Origin of the sequence: Sphingomicrobium arenosum, from assembly GCF_026157085.1 — a bacterium.
Classification (GTDB): domain Bacteria; phylum Pseudomonadota; class Alphaproteobacteria; order Sphingomonadales; family Sphingomonadaceae; genus Sphingomicrobium; species Sphingomicrobium arenosum.
The window spans coordinates 1,965,462-1,986,770 of sequence record NZ_JANPVN010000001.1 but is presented as its reverse complement, the minus strand read 5'-3'; the positions used below and the strand labels follow the sequence as shown (position 1 = coordinate 1,986,770).

The following is a 21,309-nucleotide window of genomic DNA, read 5'->3' as shown; positions in this document are numbered from 1 at the left end:
GCTAGCGCTTCTGGCCCTGGGCCTCGCGCAGCGCCTTCAATCCCGCGGCGGTCATCAGCGCGACCTCGTCGGCGAAATCGGTCGGGGTGCGGTCGAGGCGCTGCGTCATCCAGCCATGGGTCAGCCGCTCGGTCGCGCCGGTGATGAAGGACTGGAAGAAGGTGGCGGGAAGCAGCGGCAGGCGGCCCGACTGGAAATGGGGCAGCGCCCATTCGATGACGGGATTTTCGATCTCGTGCGCAAGTTCGCGCCAGATGTCGCCATTCTCGCGCAGCCAGTCGCTTTCGTTGAAGGCCGAGACGAGGCGCGAGAAACGGTTGGGATGGGCGACCTGCCAGTGGAGCGCAGCGCGCGCGCCCTCGCCAAAGGCATCGCAGGGATCGCCCTCATGGCCGATGATCGCGTCGGCCACGCTGCCGAGATAGGCGAGCCGTTCGCGCGCGAAAATCTCGGCGACGACGCCGTCCTTTGAGCCGAAATGATGGAAGATCGAGCCGTTGGACACGCCCGAGGCGTCGCGGATGTCCTTGATCGTGACGCCCGCGATCCCGCGCTCCATGAGGAGGTCGGTGGTGGCCGCGAGCACGCGCTCGCGAGTGGTTTTACTACGCGACTGGACCATGCGTCCTATTTAGGGACGCGTGCGGTGGTGTCACCCTTTTTTGCGCAGGCGAAACGACAGGCGGCTCAACCCTCGCCCGGGCAGAAGCGGTAGCCCATGCCGCGCACGGTGCGGATGGCGCGGGGGTGGGCGGGGTCCACTTCGATCTTCTTGCGCAGCCGCACGATGCGGGTGTCGATCGAGCGGTCGAAGGCCTTGTCCTCCTTGCCATGGGCAAGGTCGAGGAGGCGGTCGCGGCTGAGGATCTGGTTGGGATGGCGCGCGAAGGCGGCGAGGAGATCATATTCCATCGCGGTCAGCGGGATTTCCTTGCCCTCGGCGTCGAACAGACGGCGCGTGTCGAGATTGAGGCGCGCGGTGCCGATGGCGATCTCGCTGCCCAGCGTGGCGCTCGCGTCCTCGCCGTCCTTCGACAGGCGGCGCATCAACGCCCGGGTGCGGGCGAGCAGTTCGCGCGGATTGAAGGGCTTGGTGATATAATCGTCGGCACCCAGCTCGAGCCCGACGATCTTGTCGACATCGTCATTGTCGGCGGTGAGAAAGATGATGCCGCATGTCCCCCGCTTGACGAGGTCGCGGGCGATGGAGAGCCCGTCCTCGCCCGGCATGTTGATATCGAGCAGCGCGATGTCGACGGGGCGGCTGGCGGCGAGGTCGCGAAATTCGGCGGCCGAGGCACAGGTCGAGACGGGCAGGCCGTGTTTTTCGAAGTAGCGCTTGATGAGCGCGCCGATCTCGACCTCGTCGTCGACCGAGACGATGTGGAATGCCTTGCCGTCCTCGCTCATCACGCGTCCCCCACTCAGCGCCAAAGGCTAGCCGCTTTGGGACGTGATACAAGCCTGAAACAATTGAAACAAGATCGCTGCTCCAAAAACATGGGGCGCTGACGGGGCGGGGCGAAAAGGCTCTTCGACGGTCGCAACGAGGCGGCCGCGAATGTTCGAGGAGCCAAGAGAATGATCGCCATCGCTGCCACCTCCAAGGTCCCGGTCCGCCAACGCGGGCTGGCCGGCCTGTCGGGTCTGGGATGCGTCATGCTCATCCTCGCGACCGGTTCGCTCGGGGCACTCCCCCAGTCCAACCCCGCGTATCCCGATGCGGACCGGTTCGCGATGCTCCCCGTCCCGTCGGCGGCCGATGCCGCTCCCGACCATGGCGTCGGCCGCTGACATTTTTTCACGGATTTCAAAGAGAGGTATCATGACCAACATCATCCAGAACAGCGCCATTAAGACCATTGCCGCCGCCATGTTGGCGAGCGTCGCGGGCTTTGCCTGCCAGCCCGCCCATGCCGCGAGCATGAGCGCGGCGGGTCCCTTCGACTTCCTCAAGAAGGCGGCGGGCGAAATCGTCGAGAAGAAGGCGCGCGACGTCGCCGAACAGAAGGGCCTCGGCGCGGTTGCCGATGCCGCGCTCGGAGAGGCGGACGGCGGCAGTGCAGCGGCGGGCACGACGCCGCACGAAGAGGAAATCGACATGGGCCAGATCGGCTGGGGCGCGCTCGCGGGCCTCGTGCAAAATGGCACGACCGTCGAGACCGCCGACGAGGTGCTGGCACCCGAGGCGGCCACCGGCAGCCCGCAGACCGCGAGCGCCGACGTCAATGGCGACGGCATCCCCGACATCATCGTCAAGAGCGCCGAAGGCCATGTCCGGGTGATCGACGGTGCCACCGGCGCGCTGCTCCAGGCCGGTCACACGACGGTCGAGACGGCCGACGAGGTCCAGGCGCCGCAAACCCCGCAGGCGGGCGACGAACATGAAGTCTGGTATGACATCGCCGCGTTGCAGGCGGCGAACAAGGACAGCAGCGGCCGCGCCTCGGTCGCCGTGGAAAATGGCAAGAAGCCGGTGAACGAGGACGACGAAGCCGCGCTGCTGCTGCCTGCCGTCCAGGCCAAGCGGGCGGCGAGCCGTCCTACCGAGGGCGATGCCGATTACACCACCCATGCGCAGGAAAGCGGCGATCGCTCAGGCCGCGCCAAGGTCTCGATCGCGAACGGAAAGAAGCCGGTCGGCGAAGACGAGGAAATGAGCCAGAACGGCCACACCACCGTCGAGACCGCCGACGAGGTGCAGGCGCCGGGGACCGGCCCGCAGCCCGCGCTGACCGGCTATCTCAAGATCGACGATATCCCGGGCGAAAGCAGTGCTCGCGGCAAGACCAGCCAGAACGGCACCACGATCGAGACCGCGGCCGAGGTCGATAGCGGCGCGGCGCGCCCGACCCGTCGCAAGGTGGATGTCGCCAGCCCCGACCTGATGCGCTGAGCGCGCCAGATCGTGACCGACGAGGGGCGGTGCCAAACGGCGCCGCCCTTTTCGCATGGTTCCGGCACCGCCCAAGGGCGGCGATTGCCTTTGCGCAGCGGATGGTTAGGGTGGCGCCCGAAACGAACCCGGTCAGCCAAGGAGAGAGCCTTGACCCTTATTCGCCTTACCACTGCCGCCGCTCTGGGCGCGATGATCACCGCTACCCCGGCGCTGGCGCGCCCGATGACGCCCGAGGATGTGGCCGTGCTGCAATCGGTCGGCCAGGTCGCCGTCGGTCTCAATGGCGAAGTCGCTTATTCGCTCGGCGGCGCGCCCGACATCCTCGGCGGCGAGGACAATGGAGCCTATGTCGGTCAGCTGATGGTCGCCACCGCGCCGGGCGAGGCCAAGGCCTATCTTCCTTATGGGATGAGCGCGGGCAATATCGCCTTCTCGCCCGACGGAAAATGGCTCGGCTTCACGCACAAGGGCGACGACGATAGCGAGACCGGCGTCTATGCGGTGCCATTGGATGGCGGTTCGTATCGCAAGATCGCAGCGGTCGAGGGCACCAATGTGCGCGACTTCGTCTGGGGCCCCGATGGCAACACGGTCTACATGCTAGTCGGCGCGGGCGAGGACACGCAGCGCGACAAGGAATCGAAGAAGGGCTTCACCTCGATCGTCTATGAAGAAGAGGCTCGCGCGCCGCGCCTCTTCCGCGCGACCCTCGATGATGCCGAGCTGGACGCCGAGCCGGCGCAGATCGCGCTGCCCGGTTTCGTCAACGATTTCGACGTGTCGAACGACGGGCGCTTCATGATCGTCGGCACCCAGCCCACGCCGCAGGTCGACGACACTTATGTGAAGCAGCGGATCAACATCGTCGACCTCGCCACCGGCGGGGTGACGGTGGTCGAGACGCCGGGCAAGATCGGCGATGTCGAGATTTCGCCCGACGGCAAGACGCTGAGCCTGATCGCCGGGGTGGACATGAACGATCCGGCGGCGACCACGCTGCACCTCGTCGATGTCGCCACGGGTGACTATCGCGCCTTGAATGCAGGCGCGGCCGAAGCGGCGGTGGACGTCGAATTCCTCGGCAATGGCGACATGGCCGCGGTCATCCACAAGGGCGTCAGCAGCGCGCTGCGCATCTACGGCCCGACCGGCACGATGAAGCGCGAAGTGGCAGCCGAGGGGCTCGCGCTCTCGGCGGTCGAAGCCCAAGGCTCGACGATCGTCGTGCGCGCCTCGTCGCCGACGCATCCGAGCGAATTGTTCAGCCTGACGCGGAGCAGTTTCACCCGCTGGACCAACTCGAACGACTGGCTCGGCGAGATCGATTTCGGTGCCCAGCGCGCCTACACCTATACCGCGCGCGATGGCCAGCAGGTCGAAGGCGTGCTGGTCGAGCCGGTCGGTGGTGCGCCGGCGGGCGGTGCGCCGCTCATCCTCGACGTGCATGGCGGTCCCGAGGCGCATGAATCGAATGGTTGGGTCACCAATTACGGCGGCCCGGGCCAGGTGGCGGCGGGCAAGGGCTATGCGGTGTTCCTGCCCAACTATCGCGGGTCGACAGGCTATGGCACGGCCTTTTCCAAGCAGCACCAGGGCAATTACACCGATCCCGAATTCACCGACCTCGTCGATGCCAAGCGCGCGCTAGTCGCCGACGGCATCGCCGATGGCGACCGTACCGGGATCACCGGGGGCAGCTATGGCGGTTACGCTTCGGCATGGGGCGCGACGCACGACAGCGCCGAATATGCGGCGAGCGTGATGTTCGTCGGTATCTCGAACCAGATCAGCAAGTTCGGCACGACCGACATTCCCTACGAGATGTACAATGTCCATTCGCGCGCCTGGCCGTGGGACGATTGGCAGAAGATGCTCGAGGTCTCGCCCATCTATCATGTCGACAAGGCCCGGACGCCGATCCTGATCATGCACGGCGAGGAAGACACGCGCGTCAGCCCGAGCCAGAGCTACGAACTGTATCGCTCGATCAAGGTGCGGCAGCCAGACACGCCGGTGCGTCTCGTGCTGTTCCCGGGCGAGGGGCATGGCAATCGCCTTGCGGCGGCCAAGTACGACTATAACCTGCGCATGATGCGCTGGTTCGACACCTATCTCATGACGGGCGACCGCGATGCGCCATTGCCCGCGAGCCGCGTCGAGTTGCCGGAGAGCATCTTCGAATAAGGTCGGAGAGCGCCGATATGGCGGCAATAGGAAAGGGGGCGCTTCCCGGACAAGGAAGCGCCCCCTTTTCCATGGGGTCGCGGGGTCCAGCCTAGTTTCGGTTCGAGCGCTGGACGTTGTGGTTGGCGGGGGCAGCGGCGGCGGCGCCGGCGCGGCGTTCGGCGACGGTCAGCTGGCCATCGCCATTGCTGTCGAGGCGATCGAAGGTGGCGAGTTGGTTGTCGCGATATTCGGCGCGGGTGACGGTGCCGTCCTCGTCGCTGTCGAGCCGTTCGATGGCCTCGTCGGGATCATTGTCGGCAAGCCGCGGCTTGGGGGCGCCGGCTTGCCATTCGTCGAGGCTGAGGCTGCCGTCCGAGTTGGCGTCGAGACGGGCGAATTGCGCCGCGAGGCGCTCGCGCGCATTGGCCATGACGCGCGCATTGCGGCGGTCGACGGCGGCCTGCACCTCGTCGGGGGCGAGCTCGCCATCGCCATTGCCGTCGAGATTGGCGAAGCGGCGGTCGAGCATCTGGGCATAGCCGTCGCGGGTGACGGGTTGCGCGGCGGCGGCGGGCTGGGCCGCCTGGGCGGCGAGGCCGAGCGTGATGGCGGTAAGCAACATGGATGATTCTCCCTGACTGATTGAGCGCGAGGCTAACAGGGAGGAGGCAAGCTGACTAGAAGCTGTATCCGATGCCCGCGCCGCCGAACCATTGGCTTGCCGAACCGCGGGTGGCGACGATCGGGCTGTCGGCCGCATCGCCCATGAGGCGGGTGTAGGACAAGAGTCCGAACAGCGCCCAGCCGCGCCTGAGATCGCCTTCGAGGCTGTAGCCGGTGACGAGCGTGGCAGTGGCCGACTTCACTCCGCCGTCGGGATCATATTCGGGCAGGAGGTCGAAATCCGCAGCTGGCCCGGGCACGCCGAAATAGGTGTCCATATAGCCGTCCTGGACGATATCCATGCTGGCCCCGAGGCTGGCGAAAGCGCTGCGCGACAGGGGCGTGGAGAAATCGACGGCGGGCGAGATGATGGTCGAGCCGTGCGCGCCGTTGACGTCGTGAAGGACGTCGATGCGGGCGGTGAGGCTGTCATAGGGATTGGTGAGCTGCTTGAACTGGACGCCCGCGAAACCGCCGATTTCGATCGCGGTCCCGGTTTCGGGGAGGAGCGCGACGATCTCGTCCTTCACATTGTCGCTGCGCCCGAAGCGCACGCCCGCGATGGGCCCGGCGGTGAAGGCGACCTTGGCGTCGCTGTCGGGGATGACATCGACGTAGAGCTTGAGGCCGCGAGTCAGGATTTCCACATCGCCGAGATCGGCGCGAAAGGCGGCGCCGGGGATGAGGCGATAATCGTCCGACCCCTCGTAATCGGGACCGGTGAGAAGGCCGACGCCCACGGTGACCGAGCGGCTCGGCATCTCGATGTCGGGGATCTGCGGTTCGGCCTCGGCGACCTGCGCGTGGGCTGGGGTGGCGAGGAGGGCGAGCGGCAGGATGGCGAAAAGGCGCATGGGGTCCCCTGAGTTTTTGGTTCAGGGGGTCAAGCGGTCGAGGCTCGTTGCGGTTCCGAAAAAGACGGCGGGGGTCAGAGCCCCTTGCGGCCGAAGCCGCCGGGGGCGCGGCGGCCGAAGGTGGGGCGTGCAGGTGCAGGTGCCGGGTCGGCGGCGGGTGCGGGGCGGGCGATGCCGCCGCCCGATCCGAGCGGGGCGTCGCCACGGGGCGGGTCGTGGCGGGGGCGCCAGCGCCCGTCGGGGCCGCGGATCTCGAAGCGCAGGACGGGGACCGGCTCGGCACGGCCATGCGCGTCGCTCATGGCGTGGAAGGCGCGGGCGAGCGGCTCGGCGTCCTCTTCGGTCTTGATGGTGTCGCCATCGCCCATCACCGGGCCCTTCATGAGAAGGTAGCGTTCGATCATGTTGAGCTGTTCGCCGACATGGGGGATGTCGCCGGGGGCATCGAGGATTTCGACCTCGCGCCCGATGAAGGGCAGCATGCCCGCCGAAGAAATGGAGATGCGGCCGTCCTCGCGCGAGGGGAAGGCGTGCCAGATGAAGGTCTTGATCGACACTTCGCCCTGCGCCAGCGCGCCGACGAGGTCGGGGATCATGTCGTCGGTAAAGAAGCTGGCGGTGGCGGCATTGTAGACGCCGACGAGATTGCCGCCAGGGCCCTGCGGCATATGCGCGATCGCCATCGTCATCACCATCGCCTTGGCGGTCTCGCGCACGGCGGTCCAGTCGGCGCTGGTCGGGTCCACGTCGGCGCTGAGGGTGACGTGGTGCGTGTGTTGGCGCAGGCGTCTCATCGCCTCGCCTTCAGTGGCGCCGAGCGAGCGGTCGAGGCCGAGCTCGACCATATAGGCGGGGAGCGGGAAGGCGTGGTTGGCGAGCGTGATCACCGTGTCGCGCCCATGGGCGGTGAGGCCGCTGTCGGTCGCGGTGACGGTCCAGCCGCCCTCGGGATCGATGACGCCGAGGCCTTCGGTCAGCTTGGCGACATCGAGGGCGAGACGCTGGTTGGCGAGGAGGACGAGGGTGGGCAGCCGGTCGGCGCGCACCTGTTCATCGTGAAAGACGGGGAGCTGGCTGAAGTCGTAGATGCTGGCGAGGCCGTCCTGTTCGCGCAGCACGTCGAGGAAGCCTTTCTCGTTGGCGGCGAGGCCGAGGACATTGGCGCCGAGGATCGCGCCGCGCACCGCGGGGGCGCGGTCGTCATAGGGCATGCCGCGCAGGTTGGAGCTGTGGCCGAGACCGGGGGCCGGCGGGTTGCCATTGCCGGTTTCCAGGGCGCGCGCGGGGGTCGGTTCGGGCGCGGGGGCGAGAGATGTAAGGGCATCGGCGGGGCGGCCCATGGCGGGCGAAAGGGTGGCGATCGCCTCGCCGCCAAGAACGAGTTCGGCGAGCTTGGCACTTTCCTCGACGGTAAGCCAATGGTCGCTGCCGGGCACGCGCAGGAGCGCATGGTCGCGGTCGGCGAAGGCCATGGTGAGGGCGGCGATGAGCGCCACGCGCTCGGCAAGGCCGTCATCCTCGGTGGTCGGGCGATTGACCACGACCCGCTGGGCGTGCGGCGGCAGGGCGGGTTCATCGCCGTGCACTTGGCGCACATCCATGAAGAGCGTGGTGCCGCCGCCGCGACCGGCAAGCAGCAGGGGCGGGCTGTAGCGCGGGGTATAGGCCTCGCTGCCGGTATCGTCTTCGCCGATGGTCCAAGTGAAGGGCGGCACCTGGTCGGCGAGCGTCTTCGCCAGCGCATAGGCCGGGCATTTCTTGGGCTGCGAGAAGAGGATGGTGATCATGCCGCCCTCGATACGAAAAAGGCGTCAAGGCGCGGTTAACGGCGGATTTCAGGCATGAAAAAGGCGGCCACGCCGGGCCGCCTCTCGTCATGCCGCGATGGCAGGCCGGGCTCAGTCGCCCTCGCCGGCCTCGGGCGAGAAATATTTCTCGAACTTGCCCTCTTCGCCCTTGTGCTTGTCGGCCTCGGGCAGCTCGTCCTTCTTGGTGGTGAGGTTGGGCCATTCGGCGCTGAACTTTGAATTGATCTCGAGCCACTTCTCGGTGTCGGGCTCGGTATCGGGGAGGATCGCCTCGGCGGGGCATTCGGGCTCGCACACGCCGCAGTCGATGCATTCGTTGGGGTTGATGACGAGCATGTTCTCGCCTTCGTAGAAACAGTCGACCGGACAGACCTCGACACAGTCGGTATATTTGCATTTGATGCAGGCGTCGGTGACGAGATAGGTCATGGCATTTCCCTGATTGGACGGTCGTTTCCTCTCGCTAAGCAAGGCAGGAGCGAGGCGTCAACGGCCAAGCGGTTCATGCGAGTGGTTCGCATTTTCAATAGGCGCGCCGACGCTAGTACAGCGGGATCGTTCGGCCGGTGCCGTCGAGACGGCGATAGCAGGCTTCGGCCTCCGAGGGCGGGCCGCGGCGCACGGGGAGGTCAAGGATCTCGATGACGCGCACGTCGCCATGGACGGGGACGGTCAGGACCTGTCCGGGGGCGACCTGGCAGGAGGATTTCTCGGCGCGGCGGCGGTCGATGCGGCAATGCCCTTCGTCGATCAGGCGCTGCGCCTGGCCACGTGTCTTGACGAGGCGCAGGCGGGTGAGGAGCGTATCGAGGCGGAGCGTGGGGTTCAGCGCTTCAAACCTTTCAGCGCGTCGGCAAAGGCGTTGCCCGGGCGCGGGGCCTTGGCGCGGCGGTGCTTTTTCGCATGGGGGTGCGGCTTCTTGGCGCGGCGGCCCTTATATTCATAGCCCGCCTTGCCGGGCTGGAAGCCGAGGTCTGCCATGAGGCGGCGCACCGCCTTGTCATGGAGGCCGACCGAGGTGGCGAGCGCGACGTCGAGCGGGTCGGCGGTCGAGCCCTTGGACGCCATGGCATGGGCGGCGAGCCGGTCGGCGAGGTCGATGCGCAGCCACTGCGGGCCGAGGCGGCGATAGGCGAGCGCGGCGCCGGTGCGGTCGAGGTCGGGCGTATCCTCGAGCACCGAGGCGCCGGGGTCGGGGAGCGCGGGCAGGCTGGTGCCGTCGCGGATGGCGGCGAGCATGGCGCGCAATTCCTGCGCCTTGGGTTTCATGAGGGTGGCGACGAAGACGTCGAGCGGGCCGAGGCGGACGCGCAGGCCATGGAGGCGCGAGCGCGCGGGCTTGTCGAGCGCGGCGATGGCGCTGGCGAGGCTCTTGCGCGGCAAGTGGCCGCCGGCATCGGCGAGCATGGCGGCGATGGCGCGCACGCTGCCCGGCGTCTCGGGATCGGCGGCGGCATCGGCAAGGCGGCGCAGCGGCGCGAGATGCGCGGTGATCTGGCGGTCGAGCCACTGTTCGAGACGAGCCCGCAGCGCGCTGCGCTGGGAGGCCGAGAGGCGATCGAGGGCGCGCACGGTGCGCAGCGCGGGCTCGGTCAGCGAGCGGCCGGGGGCGAGACGGGCGAGAAGCTGGCCATCCCAGCCGACGCCGAGGCGGTCGCCGTCCTCGATCAGCTTGAAAGCGCTGTCGGGGCCGTCGATGAGGCTTTGCGCGCGGCGCGCCAGTTCCTCGCCCAAGCGGCGTTCGGCGGCGGCCAGCAGGAGACGCTTGTCATGGGCGCGGGCGGTGGGATCGACGCTAAACTCGAAGCCCATGAGATGACCGATGGGCTCGGGGCCGACCGAGACCTCACCATCGGCGGCGACGGTCACGGGGAGGGCGTCGGCGCCCGACGCACCGATGTCGCGCACCAGCATGGCGGTGCGGCGATCGACGAAACGCTGGGTGAGGGCGGCGTGGAGCGCATCCGACAGGCGGGCTTCGACCTCGCGGGTGCGTTCGGCCCAGCGCGGCGGGTCCTTCAGCCAGTCGGAGCGCTGGGCGATATAGGCCCAGCTGCGGATGCCGGCGAGCCGGTCGGCCAGCGTTTCGATGTCGCCCATGACGTGGTCGAGCCGGTTCACCTCGGCGTTGAACCAGTCCTGGCTGATATGGCCGCCATCGGAAATGTAGCTGTAGATGCGCCGTACCATGCGGGCATGGTGGGTGGCGCCCACCTTGCGGAAATCGGGGAGGCCGCAGCAGGACCAGAGGCGGCGCGCCTGCCCCGCCTTCAGATGGGCGATGCTCGGATCCTCGGCGAGATGCTTGAGGACGGCGAGGTCGATCGACAGCGGCGCGGCGCGCAACATCGGGTCGGCGGGCTTGGCATCGAGGCTGGCGATGAGCGCGGTGACGTCGGTGAAATCGAGGTCGGCATTACGCCAGAAGACGTTGGACAGGGGCTTGAAATGGTGCCCCGTGATGGCGTGGATTTCCTCGTCGGTGAAGCTTGAGGCGTCGTCCTCCTCGATCCCGAGGCTGCCGAAGCTGCCGTCGGTCTGGTGGCGCCCGGCGCGGCCCGCGATCTGGGCCATTTCATGGATGTGGAGGCGGCGGCGGCGGGCACCGTCGAACTTGCTCATTCCGGCAAAGGCGACGTGCTTGACGTCCATGTTGAGGCCCATGCCGATGGCATCGGTGGCGACGAGATAGTCCACTTCGCCGCGCTGGAAGAGGTCGACCTGTGCGTTGCGGGTGGCGGGCGAGAGGGCCCCCATGACGACGGCGGCACCCCCTTTGAAGCGCCTGAGCATCTCGGCGAGCGCGTAGACCTGCTCGGCGGAGAAGGCGACAATCACGCTGCGGGCGGGCAGGCGGGTGAGCTTGGAATGCCCCGCATAGGAGAGGGTGGAGAAGCGCGGGCGGGTGACGATTTCGGTGTCGGGGAGCAGTTCCTCGATGATCGGGCGCAAGGTGGAGGAGCCGAGGATCAGGGTTTCCTCGCGGCCCCGCGCGCGCAGCATGCGGTCGGTGAACACATGACCACGCTCGGGGTCGATGCCGAGCTGCGCCTCGTCGATGGCGGCGAAGGCGAAATCGCGCGGCAGGTCGCCCGGATCGCCGGGGAGCGCTTCGTCGCTGGGCACGGGCATCGATTCGGCGGTGCACAGGACGTAGCGCGCGGTAGGCGGGACGATGCGTTCCTCGCCGGTGACGAGCGCGACCTGTTTCTCGCCCTTGATGGCGACGACGCGGTCGTAGACCTCGCGCGCGAGCAGGCGCAGCGGGAAGCCGATGACGCCCGATGAATGGGCGCACATCCGCTCGATCGCCAAGTGGGTCTTGCCGGTGTTGGTGGGGCCCAGGATGGCCCGTACGAGGCCGTCATCCGACCGGGACATGAGGTCAGCATGATGGAGCGGAGGCAGCGATGCAAGAGTGTCTTTCGCGCATCATGGCGCGCCATGCTCTTGTCATTAAGCAATCTTAACCATGAGGGTGCATAAGGGAGGCTGAGACGAGTCGCGCGCGCGGCTCGGGCATGGCTTGGGAGCGATAAACGGACATGGCGCATCACATGCGGGAGACGGGTGGAAAGCGGCGCGGCTGGCGGGTTGCCGGCGGTGCGCTGGCACTCGTCTCGGGCGTGGCGTTGATGGCGGCAGCCCCATTTTCCGCCGCGCTCGCCGATGACGGCGCCGACGTGCCGGGACCCGACATGGCCGCCGAACTGGCGGCGGCGGGGGTGTCGAGCGCGGATCGCGGGGCGCTGTCCGGGCGGCGGATGGTCGCCGGACGCGCGGTCACGATGTTGAAAGCGGCGCCCGAGCGGGCGTTTCGCGAATTGGTGGCGCGGGTCGGCGAGGCCGACGGGCTCGCCGCCAGCCTCAGGCGCGCGGGTGTCACGCGCGGCGATGCACAGGCGGCGGCGGACGCGGTTCGCGCGGCGGCCGGTGGACCGGTGCACGCGGGCACGCGGGTCGACATCAGGCTGGGTAAGCCGGGCGGGGGCGGGATGCGTCCGCTCGAGGCGCTGACGCTCAAGCCGCGCGATGATCTGTCGGTGACGCTCGAGCGCACGGCGGCAGGCGATTTTTCAGTGCGGCGCGAGGCGATCGGCGTGACGGTCACCCCGCTGCGGGTGTCGGGCCGTGCGGGCGACGGGCTCTATTGGGCATTGCGCGGCGCGGGCGTCTCCGCGCGTGCGGCGCAGGATTATCTCAAGGCCATCGGCGGTGCGGTCGATGTCGGCGAGGTAGGCGCGGAGGACCGCTTCGACCTCGTCATCGAACAGCGTGCCAGCCAGGATGGCGAGGCCAATGCCGGACGGCTGCTGTATGCCGGGCTCGACCGAGTAGGGGCGAGCGATGTCGAGATGCTGCAGTGGAGCGTCGGCGGCGAGACGCGCTGGCTCGATGCCGGTCGTCTGGGCGGCGAGGCCGAAGGCATGATCTGGCCGGTGGCGGCGCGCATCTCCTCCGGCTTCGGCATGCGGCGGCACCCGATCCTGCGCTACAAGCGCATGCACAAGGGGATCGATTTTGCCGCGACCCGCGGCACGCCGATCCAGGCGGCGGCCGACGGGGTGGTGATCCGCTCCGGGCGCGCCGGTGGCTATGGCAATCAGGTGCGCATCCGCCATGAGGACGGGACGGTGACGAGCTACAGCCACATGGCGCGGCTTTCGGTCGCCGCAGGGACGCGGGTTGCGCAGGGCGATGTCATCGGCACCGTCGGCTCGACCGGCCTGTCGACGGGCCCGCATCTGCATTACGAGGTTCACCAGGGCGGGCGCGCGGTCGATCCGCGCGGCGTCGGCTCGGTCCAGCGCGCGACGCTGTCGGGCGAGGCGCTGGCGGCGTTCAAGGCGCGCCTCGAAGAATATCGGGCGCTACCGGTCGGCTAGTCAGCGAGCGGGTTCCAACGAATGAGGGCGTGCTGCCGCGCGCGGTCTCGGACCAACAAAAAAGCCGGGCATCGAGCCCGGCGCTCTTGTCTTGATGCCCGGACCGGAGCCCGGTCCGTGGTGAGGCGCGCGAAAAGTCCCCCGGACTTTCCGCGCAGACTCACTTCCCATGCCCGCGCCAGCGTTTGACGACGCGGCTGATAATGCCTTCCTCGTCGCCGACGTCGCGCCACATCTCGGCGAAGCTGGGGTCGGACGAGGCGGGCCGTTTCTCGGCCTCGAGATTGTCGAAGGACACGCGGATCGGAATGTTGACGCCCTCGCCGCAGACGATGACCTCGCGGTTGCGAAGCGCGGGGATGGCGTCGAGGAAGCCGCGCGCGCCTTCGGGCATGGCGGCACGCACCATGTCCTGGTCGCGCTCGTTGTTGAGGCGCATCGAGAGGATGGTGCCGCACTGCGACAGCACGCCTTCGGCCAAGTCGGACGGGCGCTGGGTGATGAGGCCCAGCGACACGCCATATTTACGGCCTTCCTTGGCGATGCGTTCGAGGATGCGGCGCACGGCCTGGCCCTTGCCGGTGTCGGTTTCCTTGGGAACGTAGCGGTGCGCTTCCTCGCAGACGAGGAGGATGGGGCGCAGCGTCTCGGTACGGCTCCAGATGGCATAGTCGAACACCATGCGCGCGAGCACGCTGACCACGGTCGAGGTGACTTCGGACGGCACGCCCGAGACGTCGACGATACTGATTGGGCGGCCATTGGCGGGCAGGCGGAACATTTTGGCGATGAACTTGTGCATGGTGTCGGACACCATCATGCCGGAGAACATGAAGGTGAAGCGCGGGTCGGCGCGCAGTTCATCGAGCTTGTTCTTGATGCGCTTGTATGGGGTAGCGTCGCCGGCGCGATCAAGCTTGCCCATCTCGTTGACGAGGATCTGGTTCAGGTCGGTGAGGAGGTAGGGGATCGGGCTGTCGACGGTGACCTTGCCGAACTGGTCGGCCATCTTGTTGCGGCTGCGCGCTTCCAGAAGGATCTTGGCGAGAATGTCCTCGTCGCGCTGGCGCTCGGTGCCGTCGCTGGTGAGGAGGACCTCGGCATGTTCCTCGAAGTTCATCAGCCAGTAGGGCAGCTGGAGGTTGTCGACGTTGAAGATCTCGCCGTGATTCTTGAAGGCGGCCGAATATTCGCCGTGCGGATCGATCATGACGATGTGCCCCTCGGGGCTGGCATCGCAGATGCGGTGGAGGATCAGCGACACCGAGGTCGATTTACCCGTACCGGTCGAGCCGAGGACGGCAAAGTGCTTGCCGAGCATGGGGTCGACATAGAGCGCACCGCGGATGTCGTCGGTCGGATAGACGGTGCCAATCTCGATATGCGGGCGCGAATCGGCGGCGAACACGCTGCGAAGGTCGCGCGTGGTCACGGGAAAAACTTCGGCGCCGGGGATCGGGAAGCGGGTGACACCGCGCTTGAAGCCCGACAGGCGCCCGTCGCTTTCGCGATTGCCTTCGCCGAGGAAGTCGACATTGGCGAGGACGGTGCCGCCCTCGCCCGCGCGCATGGTGCGCACGTTGGCGATGAGCCAGTTCTTGCCGACGCCGACCTTGACCTGTGAACCGACCTGCCCCGAGAGGCGCAGCGCGGGATCGTCCTCTTCGGCGAGCTGGTGGAGCCGCGCAGGGTCGATCACGATGGCCGAGGAGGAGCCGGCGATCTCGGCGACCTGGCCGATGGCTTCGTGCTGGACGATGGGGCCGTCGGCGGCGCTGCCGGGCGCCTCGCCATCGGCATAGCTTTTGAGTTCGCTCAGGAAATCGTTGAGGTTCGACTGGTCGCTCATGCCCCGTTCCGCCTTTTCTTAACGCAGGTGAAGTTTTTCCGCTTTGTAGCTCATAGCAGTTAAGAGGCGGTTAGACACGCCTTTCAAAAAGGTCAGGTTCGGCGCGAAAAGACGAAGGCGGCGAACCAGCCGAGAAAGAGCGACACGGCGATGGCGACGAGCCCGTAGAGGAAGGGGCGGCGCTGGGCGGCCAGCGCGACGAAGCGCTCGAAGCCCGATTTGCCGATCTCGATCTCGCGGGTGGCGACGGCGAGGACGCGGCCATCGGCGATGAGGAAGGTTTCGGCGGTATAGGTGCCGACCGGAACGCGGCTGGGGATGGGGATGCGCGCGCGGTAGAGGACGCGGTCGGAGATTTCGACGCCGTCCTCGTAGCTGGCATAGAGCCCCTCGCGGGTGCGGCGCTCGACGAGGCCGGATTCGAAGGTGCGGATGGTGGCGGCGGCCGCGCCGGGGCCGGGGGAAAGCTGGAGATGCTCGGGGCCGAGCTCGTAGATGGCGGCGGTGCGTTCATCGAGCAGGCGGTCGAGCGGGGCCGAGCTGGCGACGGCGTAGAAGCCGGGGACCGAGCGGAAGCGGTGCGCATCGGCGTTCATCCAGATGCCCGCGATCTTCTGTTTCTGGCGGATGAGCAAGGGCTCGGCGGGACCGCGCAGGACGACGGCGATGTCGGCGGGTTCCTCGGGCGGTTCGCCGCCGGGGTAGAGGATGGCGCCGAACAGGAGGAGCTGGGCGCCAGTGAAGCTGGTGCGGATCTGCACCTCGCGCGCCGAGACGTCCGGGACGAGCGTGGGAGCCGGTGTCGCGGCGCCGGTGAAGGCGAGCCAGCACAGGAGGGGGAGGAGCAGCCGCCGCATCGCTAGAGCACCTGTATCGTGAAGATCTCGTCGGGCCGCCAGGCCAGGCCGAGGAGCATGCGCAGGGCGACGGCGAGGATCATGAGCGCGAGGAGCAGGCGCAACAGGTCGGGCTTCACCTTGGTGGCGATGATGGCGCCATATTGGGCGCCGACAACGCTGCCGAGGAGGAGGAGCGCGGCGAGAACGATGTCGACCGCCTGTGTCGTCATGGCGTGGACGAGGGTGGTGACGGCGCTGACGGCGAGGATCATGACGAGGCTGGTGCCGACGACGACGCGCGCGGCCATGCCGAGGATGTAGATCATCGCCGGGATGACGATAAAGCCGCCGCCGACACCGAGGAGGACGGTGAGGATGCCCGCGCCGAAGCCCACGAGCATGGGCGCGATGGGGCTGATGTAGAGACCCGAGGCATAGAAGCGCCAGCGGAAGGGCAGCGCGGCGATGGCGCGGTGGTGGCGCTTGGGCGGGCCCGACTTTTCGGGCGGGTCGATCCATTTGAGGGCGACGAGCGCGTCGCGCAGCATGAGGCCGCCGACCCCGCCCAAGAGGGCGACGTAGAGAAAGCCGATGACGAGATCGACCTGTCCCGACGCCTGGAGCAGGCGGAAAAGGAAGGCGCCGAACAGCGAGCCGAGGATGCCGCCCGCGATCATCACGCCGCCCATCTGGAAATCGACGCCGCCGCGGCGCATGTGCGCGGCGACGCCCGAGACGCTGGTGCCGGTAACCTGCGTGGTGGCGCTGGCGACCGCGACGGTGGGCGGCACGCCGTAGAAGATGAGGAGTGGGGTGGTGAGAAAGCCGCCGCCGACCCCGAACAGCCCCGACAGAATGCCGACGACAAGCCCCAGCGCGATGATGAAGAGGCCGTTCACGGCCATCTCGGCGATGGGCAGGTAGATATCCACGAAGCTCGGACTAGCCGCCCCTCGCGACGAAATGAAGGCGGCGTGTGGGGCGCTCGCGCTTTTTCGTGCCCTAGAAGTCGGCGGCGAGAGTGAGCGCGGGGCCCGAGCCGGGGCGGGCATTGCCGGCGAGTTGCTGGCGATAGTCAGCGTGGAGCGTGACGCCGCGATAGACGGGCATGGAGAGGCGAGGGCCGATGTCGAGCCGTGACGCACCGGGCTGAGCCGCGCCCCACAGGCCGCCGCCGAGGCGAATCTTGCGCCACAAGGGGAGGCTCGCGGTGGCGGCGCCATCGATGAACAGGTCGGGGTCGGTGATGCCGACGAGCCCGGCCTGGGCATAGGCGTCGAGCGTCAGCCCGCGCCCGAGCGGGCGGCCGTAGAGGCCCGTCTCGGCGAAGAAAGCGAAGGCGGAGCGGGCGGCCGGCCCCTCGCCGATCGCCTCGCGCCGTTCGGCGGTGAGCGCGAGCGGAAGGCCGGGGACGGGGGTGTAGCGTAGCCCCAGCGCGACCTCGTCGCCGCGCACCGCACCGGTTGCCGAGGAGAGGCGGGCGGCGAGGCCGAGACGGCGGTTGTGGTTGTAGATCAGGCGGACGCCCGCCTGGTCGCCGCCGAGCATCGAGCCGGGGGCAAGGCCGGGGGTGCCGGCGAGGTCGGTCGAATAGGCCTCGCGGGTAAAGCTCCAGCCCGACAGCTGCCAGCGATCGAGGGGGGCGGGACCGGCATCGCGCGTGCCAGCGGCAGCGGGGGTGGTCATGACGGGCGGCGGGACGGCGGCGGTCGCGCTGCTGCTGCTCGCGCTGGCGTAGAGCGGGCTGCCGTCGGAGAGCGAATAGCCGATGAGCGCGGGGTCGAGCATGGCGCTGGCGGTGGCGACCGGCTGGGGCACGGCATAAGGCAACGGGATGGGGATCTGCTCGTAGCGGTGGGTATGCGCGGCCGGGGCCGGTGCCGGTGCGGGCTGGCCTTGGGGTGGGAGGTAATAGGCCGCCGCCGCGCCGGGCGGACCCGCGAAGGGGATGAGATAGCCATAAGGGGTGAGCACCGCGCCCGGGGGGACGGCTGGCGCGGTGCTCGAGGGGATGGAGTAACGCGCACCGAGCGGGGCACTGTCGGTCGGGACGGCAGGCGGCGCTGCGGCAGCGGCGAGGGTCGCGGGCGGCAGGTCCGAGGCGCTGGCCGGCGGCGCGGCGAGGCTGGGGTCGCCCGACAGGCCGGTGCCGAGGACGCGCAAGCCGACCCAACCGGCAACGATCAGGGCGAGAAAACGAGTGGCGTTGCTCATGCGCGATACTCCCGCGGAAAGACGTGATCGGTCTTGTCCCACGCCTTGGGGCCCGGGGTGAGGTGGAGCTTGAGCGCGCGCCAAGCGGCGAAGATGGCGATGGTGTTGCCGACGACGAGCCGGGGCACGGCGCGCAGACCCTCGGCGAGGCCGTAGGTCATGCCGGTGAAGAGCGCGCGCATGGCGACGCGCCACGTCAACAGCACGGCGTTGATGACGAGCAGCGTCTCGAGCAGCGGTTCGTGCGGCCAGGTGACGGGCGCGCCGAGGCGGGCGGCGATCCAGAGCTGGGCGAAGAGGAAGAAGGCGGCATAGCCGGTCAGGAGAAGCAGCGCGGCGAGCGGGCCGCGCCGGTCGCGCAGTCGCATCCATCGCTCACCCAGCCCGCCGCGCCAGCCCAGACGGTCCCAACCCGAAAAGGCGATGCCGCCGATCCAGCGCGCCTTCTGGCGCACGGCGGCGGAAAAGGAGCCGGGGAAATGGCCGCGGCTGGCGACCATCGCGGGGCTGCCCGCGGTGGCCGGAATGCGCACGAACAGGGTGCGGAGCCCCATCTGGCCGAGTTTCAGGCCGAGTTCGTAATCTTCGGTCTGGCTGTCGGCATCGAAGGGGCGGCCGTCTTGATAGGCGGCGATGCGCCCCAAGGCCTCGCGGTTGAGCGCGCAGCCGACCCCGGCGAGCGGGACGGCGGCGCCGACGGCTTCGCGCACGACGAGCTCCTTGCCATGCGCCTCGGCGAATTCGTCGCAATAATGGCCGCCGATCCAGCGGCTGGCCGCATCGATCAGCGGGACGACGGGAAGCTGGACCGCGCCGCCGCGCAGGACGAGCGCGTCGAACAATGGCAGTTCGAGCGGGTGCACCACGTCCTCGGCGTCGTGGAGGATGATCGCTTTGGCGAGACGGCCGCGCGCGGCTTCTTCGTCGAGCAGCGCGGCATGGAGATGATTGAGGCAATCGGCCTTGGTGGTCGGCCCGGCATGGGGGAGCAGCACGGGGACGATGCGGCTGTCGCGCAAGGCGGTGATGGCGGCGGTGGTCTTGGGGTCGTTGGGATAGTGGCCGACGAAGAGCAGATAGTCGGCGCTGGTGCCATAGCGCTCGAGCGTGGTGCGCAGCATGTCGCCGATCACCGCGCCTTCGTCCCAGGCGGGGATGAAGACCGCCATCCAGCCGGGCGTGGCGGGCGCGTCGAGGCGGCTCGCGAAGGCGCGCGGATAGCGGCGATAGACGGTGAGGTGGCGCCACAGGCGGCGGGTGAAATAGAGCAGGTCGACGAGGAGGTCGTCGAGCGCGAAGAGGAGAAAGCCGACGGCGGCGAAGAGCGCCAGTTCGGCGGCGATGGCGGGCAGCAGGCTGCTCACGAAAGCGCCTCCGGCGCCATGCCGCAAGATGGTCGGAAAGCTCGGCCGGTCATGCGGGGTCCCCCTGTCCGCGTGTGTTCCGAGCCCCCCAAGCCATAAACAGATGTTTAATCCATGCAAGGGCTTTCGATACGGGCGCGAAAGGCTGGGAACGGGCGCGGCGGCCGATCTTTACTGGACGGTAAGGTTAACGGGGTAGTGACGGGGGTGGAGACACCAGAAGGACCCGGCCTCACCGATGACCGCTTACGCCCAGCAGCAGTTTCGCCAGATCGTCCAGCGCCACGGCCAGCGACTGTCGGCGCGTGCGGCGGCGATCCATCGGGGGCTGGAGGCGAACCTGTCGAAGGTGGCGCTGTTCTGGGTGCTCCTGGCGATGTCGGCCTGTTCGCTCCGCGTCGTTGCCAGCCCCGACATGGGACAGGTGCGCGGCTTGGAAACGGCGATGCCCTATGTCTTCGTGGTGCTCGGCCCGGTGCTGACGCTGGCCTTCGGGCTGTACGGCTTTCGCGGCGGCGAGGAGATGGCGCGTTCGGCCAACCCGATCGCCAAGATCGGGCGCTGGGAGCCGGTGACTCGCGCGCGGGCGCGCGCGCACCGACTCTATGGGACAGGCGGGATCATGGTCTCGCTGCTGGTCGGCATGCTCCTCAATGTGCCAATCCGGGTGACCGAATATCTGGTGTCTATCCCGGCGATTCCCTCGGTGACCCCGACTTGGCTGTCGACCCTGCATTTCATGATGACGCTCGATGTCGTGCTGCTGACGAGCCTTTATACGCTCGCCTTCTGCGCGGCGCTGCGCAAGGTGCCCTTCTTCCCGCTGCTGCTCGGCGCGATCTGGATGCTCGATCTCACCATGCAGCTCATCGTCGCGCAGACGGTGACGGCGGCGGGCCTGCCGCATGGGATCGCCGAGCCGCTGCACACGCTGCTCGACGGCAATGTGAAGAAGGTGCTGATCTCAATGGCGCTGTGGGCGCCCTATCTGCTGCTGTCCGAGCGGGTCAACGTGACCTACCGCCAGCGCATCGCGCGCGGCTGAGCGCTTTCCTTCCGCATTAACGGCCAGGTGGGTCGAATCGGCGACTAGCCGAGTCGCAGCCCTGAGTCGCGCGCGGCGAATCGCGATTGAAGTGCGAGTTAAATCGCTTTCGGGGGAGGGCGGGGCCGCGACAGCCTGTCCGAATCTGATACAAATCTTAACCATGACCTTGAGTTCCGACTCGGCGTTAATTCGCATTTAACGCGTAAAAACAGCAACTTATGCTTTGACGCATGATTGACGATTTTAATGCGAGTTAAATTTCAATGGTTGACACTTCCTTACTTTCACCCCCTTCATGAGGTCATCCGATGCGGGGGTGGCACTCATCCAAGCGAGGATCGGGAAGCCCGGGCAGACCATCCGGGACGAACGATCCGAGCGAGTGCCGAGCCGGGTTGGAGGGAGTGGCCGGTCACGGTTGCTCGCAACCATGACCATAGCGATTAGGGGACGTAACATGACCAACTTCATCAAGATGATCAAAGACGAAAACGGTGGTTCGGCGGCTGAATATGCGCTGATTCTCGCCATTATCGGCGCGACCGTGGCGATTGCCTCGATCCTGCTCGGCAACGCCATCGGCGGCGCCATGAACGATGCGTCGAACTGCCTCAATGCGGATTCGGGCAACCGTAACAGCGCTTGCCAGAACTAAGCCTTCAGGCAGCGTTGAAAGAGGGGCGGCGGGTCGAGCGATCGATCCGCCGCCCTTCCTCTTT

General features: G+C 67.8%; 19 protein-coding genes. 6 read left to right on the top strand and 13 right to left on the bottom strand.

Features of this window, described 5'->3' with window-relative positions:
• Position 1: 1 nt before the first annotated feature.
• Positions 2-622 carry a TetR/AcrR family transcriptional regulator gene (locus NUW51_RS09950; RefSeq protein ID WP_265587362.1) on the bottom strand — a complete coding sequence of 207 codons (621 nt, stop codon included), beginning with the start codon at positions 620-622 and terminating at the stop codon, positions 2-4.
• Between the two features lie 65 nt (positions 623-687).
• The gene (locus NUW51_RS09945; RefSeq protein ID WP_265587361.1) at positions 688-1,410 is read right to left on the bottom strand and encodes a response regulator; all 723 of its coding nucleotides are present in this window, start codon (positions 1,408-1,410) and stop codon (positions 688-690) included.
• Between the two features lie 171 nt (positions 1,411-1,581).
• On the opposite strand from NUW51_RS09945, the gene NUW51_RS09940 reads away from it, so the two are divergent.
• The 3 genes from NUW51_RS09940 to NUW51_RS09930 all read left to right on the top strand — a co-directional run bounded on the left by NUW51_RS09940 (position 1,582) and on the right by NUW51_RS09930 (position 5,083).
• The gene (locus tag NUW51_RS09940; RefSeq protein ID WP_265587360.1) at positions 1,582-1,794 is read left to right on the top strand and encodes a hypothetical protein; all 213 of its coding nucleotides are present in this window, start codon (positions 1,582-1,584) and stop codon (positions 1,792-1,794) included.
• A gap of 31 nt (positions 1,795-1,825) precedes the next feature.
• A complete protein-coding gene (locus NUW51_RS09935) occupies positions 1,826-2,896 on the top strand; it encodes an Hcp family type VI secretion system effector (protein WP_265587359.1) in 1,071 nt (356 codons plus the stop codon).
• A 150-nt stretch (positions 2,897-3,046) separates the two neighbouring features.
• A complete protein-coding gene (locus tag NUW51_RS09930) occupies positions 3,047-5,083 on the top strand; it encodes an alpha/beta hydrolase family protein (protein WP_265587358.1) in 2,037 nt (678 codons plus the stop codon).
• 91 nt (positions 5,084-5,174) lie between these two features.
• On the opposite strand, the gene NUW51_RS09925 is transcribed toward NUW51_RS09930, so the two are convergent.
• From NUW51_RS09925 to NUW51_RS09900, 6 genes are all read right to left on the bottom strand, one after another.
• A complete protein-coding gene (locus NUW51_RS09925; protein WP_265587357.1) occupies positions 5,175-5,687 on the bottom strand; it encodes an EF-hand domain-containing protein in 513 nt (170 codons plus the stop codon).
• Positions 5,688-5,742: 55 nt separating this feature from the next.
• Entirely contained in the window at positions 5,743-6,582 is an 840-nt protein-coding gene (locus NUW51_RS09920; RefSeq protein ID WP_265587356.1) for a MipA/OmpV family protein, read from the bottom strand.
• Positions 6,583-6,656: 74 nt separating this feature from the next.
• Positions 6,657-8,369, bottom strand: a complete 1,713-nt coding sequence (locus tag NUW51_RS09915) for a DUF4261 domain-containing protein (RefSeq protein WP_265587355.1) — start codon at positions 8,367-8,369, stop codon at positions 6,657-6,659.
• Positions 8,370-8,480: 111 nt separating this feature from the next.
• Positions 8,481-8,819: a ferredoxin FdxA gene (gene fdxA, locus NUW51_RS09910; protein WP_265587354.1), complete on the bottom strand. Its 339-nt coding sequence runs from the start codon at positions 8,817-8,819 to the stop codon at positions 8,481-8,483.
• Between the two features lie 112 nt (positions 8,820-8,931).
• Positions 8,932-9,180, bottom strand: a complete 249-nt coding sequence (locus tag NUW51_RS09905) for a S4 domain-containing protein (protein WP_265587973.1) — start codon at positions 9,178-9,180, stop codon at positions 8,932-8,934.
• 35 nt (positions 9,181-9,215) lie between these two features.
• On the bottom strand, positions 9,216-11,771 hold the full coding sequence (locus NUW51_RS09900) for a helicase-related protein (RefSeq protein ID WP_265587353.1): 2,556 nt from the start codon (positions 11,769-11,771) through the stop codon (positions 9,216-9,218).
• A 176-nt stretch (positions 11,772-11,947) separates the two neighbouring features.
• Here NUW51_RS09900 and NUW51_RS09895 point away from each other — a divergent pair, with 176 nt between their 5' ends.
• On the top strand, positions 11,948-13,276 hold the full coding sequence (locus tag NUW51_RS09895; RefSeq protein ID WP_265587352.1) for a M23 family metallopeptidase: 1,329 nt from the start codon (positions 11,948-11,950) through the stop codon (positions 13,274-13,276).
• 160 nt (positions 13,277-13,436) lie between these two features.
• Here NUW51_RS09895 and NUW51_RS09890 read toward each other — a convergent pair whose 3' ends face one another.
• The 5 genes from NUW51_RS09890 to NUW51_RS09870 all read right to left on the bottom strand — a co-directional run bounded on the left by NUW51_RS09890 (position 13,437) and on the right by NUW51_RS09870 (position 19,542).
• Complete coding sequence (locus NUW51_RS09890) at positions 13,437-15,125, bottom strand: ATP-binding protein (RefSeq protein WP_265587351.1); 1,689 nt, start codon at positions 15,123-15,125, stop codon at positions 13,437-13,439.
• 92 nt (positions 15,126-15,217) lie between these two features.
• Positions 15,218-15,982: a TIGR02186 family protein gene (locus tag NUW51_RS09885; RefSeq protein WP_265587350.1), complete on the bottom strand. Its 765-nt coding sequence runs from the start codon at positions 15,980-15,982 to the stop codon at positions 15,218-15,220.
• A gap of 2 nt (positions 15,983-15,984) precedes the next feature.
• On the bottom strand, positions 15,985-16,896 hold the full coding sequence (locus NUW51_RS09880; protein ID WP_265587349.1) for a sulfite exporter TauE/SafE family protein: 912 nt from the start codon (positions 16,894-16,896) through the stop codon (positions 15,985-15,987).
• A 70-nt stretch (positions 16,897-16,966) separates the two neighbouring features.
• Positions 16,967-18,178 (bottom strand): hypothetical protein, encoded by a 1,212-nt coding sequence (locus tag NUW51_RS09875; RefSeq protein WP_265587348.1) that lies wholly within the window; start codon positions 18,176-18,178, stop codon positions 16,967-16,969.
• Entirely contained in the window at positions 18,175-19,542 is a 1,368-nt protein-coding gene (locus NUW51_RS09870) for a glycosyl transferase family protein (protein WP_265587347.1), read from the bottom strand. Before NUW51_RS09870 ends, NUW51_RS09875 begins: the two co-directional genes overlap by 4 nt.
• Before the next feature lie 238 nt (positions 19,543-19,780).
• Between NUW51_RS09870 and NUW51_RS09865 the strand changes: the two genes are divergently transcribed.
• Entirely contained in the window at positions 19,781-20,587 is an 807-nt protein-coding gene (locus NUW51_RS09865) for a DUF2569 domain-containing protein (protein ID WP_265587346.1), read from the top strand.
• Between the two features lie 460 nt (positions 20,588-21,047).
• Complete coding sequence (locus NUW51_RS09860) at positions 21,048-21,245, top strand: Flp family type IVb pilin (RefSeq protein ID WP_265587345.1); 198 nt, start codon at positions 21,048-21,050, stop codon at positions 21,243-21,245.
• Positions 21,246-21,309: the final 64 nt, after the last annotated feature.